The sequence below is a fragment of the Syntrophomonas sp. UBA5494 genome (assembly GCF_002426325.1).
This window is the reverse complement of the sequence record NZ_DIPG01000124.1, coordinates 22693-30591: the sequence shown is the minus strand read 5'-3', so window position 1 is coordinate 30591 and position 7899 is coordinate 22693. Positions and strand designations below refer to the sequence as shown.

The 7899-nt window shown below is 53.1% G+C and carries 7 protein-coding genes; all 7 read left to right on the top strand.

What is annotated here, in order from left to right:
• The first annotated feature begins 365 nt into the window (after positions 1-365).
• On the top strand, positions 366-881 hold the full coding sequence (locus B3W37_RS13915) for a phosphatase PAP2 family protein (RefSeq protein ID WP_481038438.1): 516 nt from the start codon (positions 366-368) through the stop codon (positions 879-881).
• 38 nt (positions 882-919) lie between these two features.
• Positions 920-2023: a glycosyltransferase family 4 protein gene (locus B3W37_RS13910; protein ID WP_483169231.1), complete on the top strand. Its 1104-nt coding sequence runs from the start codon at positions 920-922 to the stop codon at positions 2021-2023.
• A 179-nt stretch (positions 2024-2202) separates the two neighbouring features.
• Entirely contained in the window at positions 2203-2757 is a 555-nt protein-coding gene (gene pyrR / locus B3W37_RS13905) for a bifunctional pyr operon transcriptional regulator/uracil phosphoribosyltransferase PyrR (protein ID WP_483169232.1), read from the top strand.
• 319 nt (positions 2758-3076) lie between these two features.
• Positions 3077-4018: an aspartate carbamoyltransferase catalytic subunit gene (locus tag B3W37_RS13900; RefSeq protein WP_481038441.1), complete on the top strand. Its 942-nt coding sequence runs from the start codon at positions 3077-3079 to the stop codon at positions 4016-4018.
• Positions 4002-5294 carry a dihydroorotase gene (locus tag B3W37_RS13895; protein WP_483176159.1) on the top strand — a complete coding sequence of 431 codons (1293 nt, stop codon included), beginning with the start codon at positions 4002-4004 and terminating at the stop codon, positions 5292-5294. The genes B3W37_RS13900 and B3W37_RS13895 overlap by 17 nt, the downstream gene beginning before the upstream one ends.
• Positions 5295-5301: 7 nt before the next feature.
• Complete coding sequence (locus B3W37_RS13890; RefSeq protein WP_481038443.1) at positions 5302-6372, top strand: carbamoyl phosphate synthase small subunit; 1071 nt, start codon at positions 5302-5304, stop codon at positions 6370-6372.
• A gap of 26 nt (positions 6373-6398) precedes the next feature.
• The coding region (gene carB, locus B3W37_RS13885; RefSeq protein WP_483176158.1) for a carbamoyl-phosphate synthase large subunit at positions 6399-7899 on the top strand (1501 nt) is incomplete at its 3' end.

Below are 7899 nucleotides of genomic sequence, written 5' to 3'. Positions count from 1 at the left end.
TCCCGTAAAGCACCTCCGGGGGTCAATTCCCAGCTGCTGCATGCCTGTCTTTTAGGCTTCCATCATCCCGAGAGCGGTGAATACCTGGAATTCACCTCCGACCCGCCCGCTGAATTTGTACAATTCCTGTCAGCCCTGCGGGGATAACGCTGCGTGACGGTGACAAATGGATGACCAAAAAGAACCGGCCCCATTTGTCACCCCCGGCATCCAAAAAAACAGTTACAAGCGAAGTCGAATTAGGTAATATAATAAGTGATGCTCTTGATATGGGGATATTTTGGCGGGGTGTTTCATATAATGAAAAACCCTATCTTAGTTAAAATCTTAGGACATGGCATCGGGGTTGGGGAAGGAGAATACCATTGAATTCTATTATCGGCTATTTCCGGGGGCGGGAGTTGAAACTGCTCTATTTTATCAATCAGCACTATAAATGCCGGGTCCTGGACATCATTATGCAGATTCTCACCAACCTGGGCTCTTTGCCGGCAATTGTGGCAGTGCCTTTGATTCTGCTGCTGTCAGATCACCCCTACTTGATCGACCTGGGCCAGGATATGGCCATGGTGCTGATCATTAGCCAGATACTGGTGCATACCATTAAATTCATGGTTTACAGGGAGCGGCCCTTCAAGGTGTTGGAAGATATCATCGCCAATAAGCCGCCGACTTCCAAACGTTCCTTTCCTTCGGGACATACCTGTGCGGCCTTTGCGCTGGCTTTGCCGGTGTCTTATGTAGTGCCGGATATGGCCCCGCTGGTATTGGGAATGTCCGCTCTGGTAGGAGTTTCCCGGGTTTATCTGGGAGCGCATTATCCCAGTGATGTTTTGGCCGGGGTGGGAATAGCTCTGGCATCGTTCTATATGGTCTTATAACCGCAAATAATATTAAATGTAAAGGGCCTATAATTGTCATGCGTATAGCGGTTTTTTCAGATACTTATTTCCCCCAGGTAAACGGGGTTAGCGTAATCCTGGGTAAAATGAAAGATTACATGAAGCAAAATGACATAGAATACCTGTATTTTGTTCCTGGGGATGCAGCAGAACCCGGGGTTTTTACTTTTGGAGGCGCCAAGTTCCCGCTTTATCCGGAACTGCTCATAACCATGCCCGGCTATCATAAGATAGAAAAGATACTGAATGAGTTCAGGCCCGATATGGTGCATCTGGCCACTGAATTTTCACTGGGCTGGCAGGGGATGAAATACGCCCTGCGCCATGATCTGCCTTTGACCTCTACCTATCACACCAACTTTGTGCAGTATTTGCGTTATTACGGGATGCCTTTCCTGGAAAGACCAGGCTGGCGTTACCTGCGCTGGTTTCACAACCGCTGTCTGGTGAATTTCAGTCCATCGGTAAGCACCCTGCGCCTGCTGGAGGAGCACGGTATTCCGAACTTGAGGCATTGCCCGCATGGCATCGACAGTGAGCTTTTTAACCCGCTTTATCGCAGCGAGGAACTGCGCTCACGTTATGTTTCCGGGTCTGAGGGGATCATACTCCTCTATGTGGGGCGCATTGCTCCGGAAAAGGATCTGGAGGTCTTAATGGAGGCCGCCGGCCTGCTCAACCGGCGCGGTCTGGAGTATAAACTGCTGATGGTGGGGGACGGCCCCTCGCGCCACAAGCTGGAAGAACTTAATATTGAAAATATATTGTTTCTTGGTTACCAGCGCGGACAGGAGCTTTACGATCTCTACGCTTCGGCGGATATATTTGTTTTCCCTTCGGTGACCGAAACTTTCGGCAATGTCGTACTTGAAGCCATGGCTTCCGGACTGCCGGTGGTGGCCGCCTTGGCCGGCGGGGTGGAGGACAATCTGCTGCCGGGCCAAAACGGTCTGGCCTTCAAACCCGGTGATGCCTTTGATATGGCCGGGCAGATCGAACTCCTCATGACCCGGGCAGAGATGCGCCGGACCCTGGCCCGAGGAGCCCTGGAGCACGCTCGTTCCCGCAGCTGGGACGAGATCCTGGCCGACTTCTACCATGTCCTGGGAGGACTGCTGTGAGCCCCTCAAGAGACGAGGAAAAGATTTGACACACTACCCGGGTTTGATTACAATTGCTTAAGAGCCTTTAAGTTGGCCCCGTGAGGCTAGCAAGGATTAAACGCGTTAGGTATGCCTGCCTTGAGTCTTGCGGACCGTGGCAGGCTTTTTATTTGGCGGAGGATCAGGAGGGATAAGGCTTGAACCTGCGGGATAAAAACGTGATTATGGACCAGGTTGGGATGAAAAGGGCCCTGACTCGTATCGCCCATGAGGTCGTAGAGAAGAACAAGGGAGTTGAAGACCTGGTGGTGGTAGGCATCCGCCGCCGCGGGGGACCGCTGGCACAGCGACTGGCCGAACGCATCGGAGAGATAGAGAGCGTCAAGGTGCCGGTGGGCATTTTAGATATCACCCTGTACCGGGACGACCTGACTACCCTTTCCACCCAGCCCATGGTGCATCGCACCGAGGTTGACTTTGACATCAACGGCAAGGTGATTATCCTGGTAGACGATGTCCTATACACCGGGCGAACCGTGAGGGCGGCCATGGATGCCTTGATAGACCTGGGCCGGCCGCGGCGCATTCAACTGGCGGTTTTGGTGGACAGAGGCCACCGGGAGCTGCCCATCAAAGCGGATTACATAGGAAAAAATGTTCCCACCTCCGCTCAAGAAATTGTATCGGTTCTGGTGGCGGAGATCGATGGAACAGATAAAGTGGTAATACAAGAACCGGTAGCGGAAACATAAATAACATCCCTTTAAATTGGTCCCGAGAGGCCAGCAAGGGAGAAAGCCTCAGCCGAAGCGGAACCTTCCTTGCAGCATCAACAAGGAAGGTTTTTTTGTGCCTGCATATAAGGAGGCCAAGGATTAACAGGGAAAACAAAGACGACCCGCCAAACGGAGAGAGGTCTTCTAAGGCAGTCGGGCGGCCGGCTTGACATCTGAAGGACTCATTCGCTATAAGCGGCTGAATACTCTGGCGTAGCTTAAGGAAAAAACTCAAACCGGCCGGGGAGTTGTGCGCTAGTTGATAGGTAAGGCTAGGTAATAAGGAGGCGTTAAGGTGAAACTGGACCGGAGGAAAGACTTGCTGGGCATCAAGGATCTGAGCAGGGCTGAAATTGATCAGATTCTGAATACTGCGGTGCCCATGAAGGACGTAATCAAACGCGATATCAAAAAGGTTCCCACCCTTAGAGGGAAAGCCATGGTGACCATTTTTTATGAGAACAGCACCCGCACCCGCACCTCATTTGAGATTGCGGGCAAATACCTGAGCGCGGATACCGTCAATCTGGCAGTGAGTACCAGCAGCGTGCAGAAGGGAGAGAGCCTGCGCGATACCATCAAGACCATTGAGGTGATGGGCTTCGATCTTATGGTAATGCGCCACAGCATGAGCGGGGCTCCCCATTACGCAGCCCGCAACACTAATATGCGAGTCGTCAATGCCGGCGACGGACAGAACGAACACCCTACCCAGGCCTTGCTGGATATGTTCACCATCAAAGAGCACAAAGGCACCCTGGAAAATCTGAAGGTCGCTATCGTGGGAGATATACTCCACAGCCGGGTGGCCCGCTCCAATATCTACGGACTAACCCGGTACGGCTGCGAGATTCGAGTTGTGGGGCCTTCCACACTAATTCCTCCAGAAGTGGAGAAGCTGGGGGTAAAAAGCTATTATAGCCTGGAAGAAGCGGTTAAAGGAGCTGATGTGGTCAACATCCTGCGCATACAGCGGGAACGGCAGCAGGCCGCATTGTTTCCCTCCCTGGATGAATATGCCGACCTCTACATGGTCAATCCGCAGCGCCTCAAAGGCGCCCAGGAGGATGCCCTGATCCTGCACCCCGGTCCCATGAACCGGGGGGTGGAAATTTCCAGCGCCCTGGCCGACAGCACGCAGGCTTTGATCAACGAACAGGTGACAAACGGAGTGGCAGTGAGAATGGCCATTCTATTCCTGATGATGGGGGGTTCCAAAGATGAAATTGCTGGTTAAAGGCGGGCGGGTGATAGATCCCGAAAATAAGCGGGACGAGCTATTGGACATTCTGGTGGAAGACGGCAAAATAACCAGGGTGGGCAAGAGCCTCAAGTCTAAGGATGCAGAAACCCTGGATGCAGCCGGAAAAATAGTGTGCCCCGGATTTATAGATATTCATGTCCATCTGCGCGAACCCGGTTTCGAATATAAAGAAGACCTGGCCTCCGGCACCCGTGCGGCAGCGGCAGGCGGATTTACCACCGTGTGCTGTATGCCCAACACCAGTCCGGTGATTGACAACATGGCGGTAGCACGCTTTGTCAGAGAGCGGGCTCAGCGCAGTGGTGTGGTAAATGTCTTGCCGATCGGCAGCATTACCAAGAAGCAAGCCGGAGATGAATTGAGCGAGTATGCCGATTTACTAGCAGCGGGCTGTGTGGCCTTTTCAGATGACGGCAGACCGGTCAGCAAAGCCGGCGTGATGCGGAATGCCCTGGAATATACCAAGATGTTCGGAGTGCCCGTATTGTCCCATAGCGAAGACCTGAATCTGACCGCTGACGGACAGATGCACGAAGGCTACTACTCGACCTATTATGGATTGAAAGGCATACCGGCGGCAGCCGAAGAAGTGATGGTAGCCCGGGATATAGTTCTGGCCCGTCTCACCGGAGGGCAGTTACATATTTGTCATGCTTCTACAGCCGGTGCGATGGAGCTGATCCGCCAGGCTAAAGCGGAGGGCTTGAATGTTACCTGTGAGGTAACCCCGCATCACCTCACCTTAAGTGATGAGATAGTGGGCACTTACGATACCGATACCAAGGTAATGCCGCCATTGCGATCACAAGAACATATTGCGGCCTTGAGGGCCGCACTGTTAGAAGGCACCATAGACTGCATCGCCACTGACCATGCTCCCCATCATCTGGAGAGCAAGGATTGTGAATACAACCTGGCTGCAGTGGGGATTTCCGGACTGGAAACCGCCGTGGCGGTAATCATGGACCAGCTGGTCAGCCAGAATCTGCTCCCCCTGCCAGAAATGGTCAGGCTGTTTACTACCGGCCCGGCCAACGTCATGGGGCTGGCCAAAGGCCGGCTCAATGCCGGGGATACCGCGGATATTACCATCATTGATCCTGATTTGACCAAAACCGTTACTCCGCAGCAATTTTATTCCAAAGGAAAGAATACTCCATTTAAGGGCATGCAGCTTACCGGATGGCCCTGGGCCACCATTGTAGCCGGCAAGCTGGTTTATATCAACGGCAGGATAATAGAGGAGTGAAGATAAGGTGAAAGGCTACCTGGTGCTTGAAAACGGCAGGGTGTTTACCGGCAAACTGTTGAACGATTGCATGATGGCCGGGGGTGAAGTGGTATTCACCACCGCCATGATCAGTTATCAGGATATTATTACCGATCCGTCCTATTACGGTCAGATCGTAATTATGACCTATCCCCTGGTGGGCAACGTGGGCCTGGTTCAGAAAAGCTATGCCTCCAAAGGGGCTATGCTGCGCGGCCTGGTGCTGCGCGAGGCCACCGATTTCCCAAGCCATTATGAAATGGAAACCGATCTGATCAGCTTTCTTAACAAGAGTGAAATTGCGGTTTTAACCGAGGTGGATACCCGGGCGCTGACCCGGGTGATTCGCAATGAGGGCAGTATGGGGGGCATAATCACGGATTCGATCGAGAATCTGAGCTGGCTGGAAGATAAGGCCAGAAACGCCAGGAAGGAACTGGAAGGCGATCTGGTGCAGTATGTGACCCGCAAGAACATCATGAAGTTCGGGGCCGGAGACCTGAGGGTGGTAATGGTGGATCTGGGTACCAAGCGCGGTTATATCGACCTTTTGACCAAACGCGGCTGCGAGGTGGTGGCGGTGCCGGCCCGGACCACGGCCCGAGAAATACTCGAACTGAACCCGCAGGGGATCCTGATATCCGACGGGCCGGGAGATCCTGAGGCAATCGCCTATGTGACTGAAACCTGCCGCTCCCTCCTGGGTAAGAAGCCTATCTTTGGCATCGGCCTGGGTCACCAGGTACTGGCTATGGCCCTGGGCGCTAAAATCAAACGCTTGCCTTACGGCCATCGCGGCAGCAACCATCCGGTGAAAGACCTCAAAAATGGACGCGTTTATATTACCACACAAAACCACGGTTTTCATATAGACGAAGCATCCCTGTCCGGCCTGAATGTTCGAGTCACCCTGCGCAGCTTGAACGACGGCAGTGTGGAAGGCATCGCGCATTTAAGCCTGCCGGTTTACTCAGTGCAATTCGATCCCGAGGGCTTCCCGGGATACAGTGAAACCGGATTTTTCCTGGACGATTTTGTGGGCATGCTGAAACCATAGGTGTGCCTGAACTGGAGGATAGACTTATGCCACTGGACAAAAACCTGAAAAAGGTCCTGGTCATCGGATCAGGCCCGATTATTATCGGGCAGGCCGCGGAGTTTGACTATGCCGGCACCCAGGCCTGCAAGGCCATCAAAGAAGAAGGCATCGAAGTTGTATTGTTAAACAGTAATCCGGCTACCATAATGACCGATACCGACATTGCTGACCGGGTTTATATGGAGCCCATCACCGTTGAATCCGTGGTGAGGATTCTGGACCGGGAGAAACCGGACGGGATCATAGCCAATCTGGGCGGCCAGGTGGGGCTGAATATGGCTCTGTCTCTTGACAAAGCTGGCATCCTTGAAGAAAAAGGGGTGCCGGTGCTGGGAATGCCTTTAGAGGCAATTTACCGCGCCGAGGACCGGGAGATGTTCAAGACCACTATGGAGGAAATCGGAGAGCCCATACCCGAGAGCGACATTGTCCATAACGTAGACCAGGCCCTGCAGTTTGCGGCCGAGGTGGGCTACCCGCTGATAGTACGCCCGGCCTATACCCTGGGCGGCACCGGAGGCGGCACTGCGCACAACGACGACGAATTGATGGAAATCGCCACCCGCGGCTTGAAGAGCAGCGCCATTCACCAGGCTCTGATCGAGCGCAGCGTAGCCGGATACAAGGAGATCGAGTTCGAGGTGATGCGCGACCACAACGACAATTGCATCACCATCTGCAGCATGGAGAATGTCGATCCGGTAGGCATACACACTGGAGACAGCATAGTAGTCGCTCCGGCCCAAACCCTTACTGACGAAGAATATCAGATGCTGCGCTCAGCCTCGTTAAAAATTATCCGTTCCTTGAGGATCGCCGGGGGATGTAATATACAGTTTGCCCTGGATCCCTTGAGCAAGAAATATTTTGTCATCGAGGTGAATCCGCGGGTGAGCCGTTCCAGCGCCCTGGCTTCCAAAGCCACCGGGTATCCCATTGCCAAGGTGACCACCAAAATCGCCATCGGCTACAACCTGGACGAAATCCTCAATGCCATCACCGGAAAAACCACGGCCTGCTTTGAACCGGCTATCGACTACGTAGTCCTCAAGGTGCCGCGCTGGCCATTTGACAAATTCGTGTTCGGTGATCGCCGCCTGGGGACGCAGATGAAGGCCACCGGTGAGGTCATGGCCATTGATCGCAGTTTTGAAGCCGCTTTTCTCAAATCTATCCGCTCCCTGGAAATCGGCATCAACGGGCTGCGTCTGCCGGAATTGACTGAATTGGGCGATGTAGAACTCAAAGCCCGCCTTAGCCATGCCGATGATGAGCGTATTTTTATAATCGCCGAGGCTTTCATGCGCGGAGCTTCTATAGATGAACTGCATGATATCACCGCAATTGACAAGTATTTTCTTAAAAAATTCAAAAATATCATCGATTTCTCACGGCGCTTGGAAAAGACCCCGTTGGGATTGGATATACTCAACGAGGCCAAAAAAATCGGAGTATCAGACAGTGAAATCGCTTATTTTAAGGGGA

Excerpts from the sequence above, each read along its gene's own strand:
- B3W37_RS13910 (WP_483169231.1), top strand. The coding sequence starts at position 920 with ATGCGTATAGCGGTTTTTTCAGATACTTATTTCCCCCAGGTAAACGGG.
- B3W37_RS13895 (WP_483176159.1), top strand. The coding sequence starts at position 4,002 with ATGAAATTGCTGGTTAAAGGCGGGCGGGTGATAGATCCCGAAAATAAG.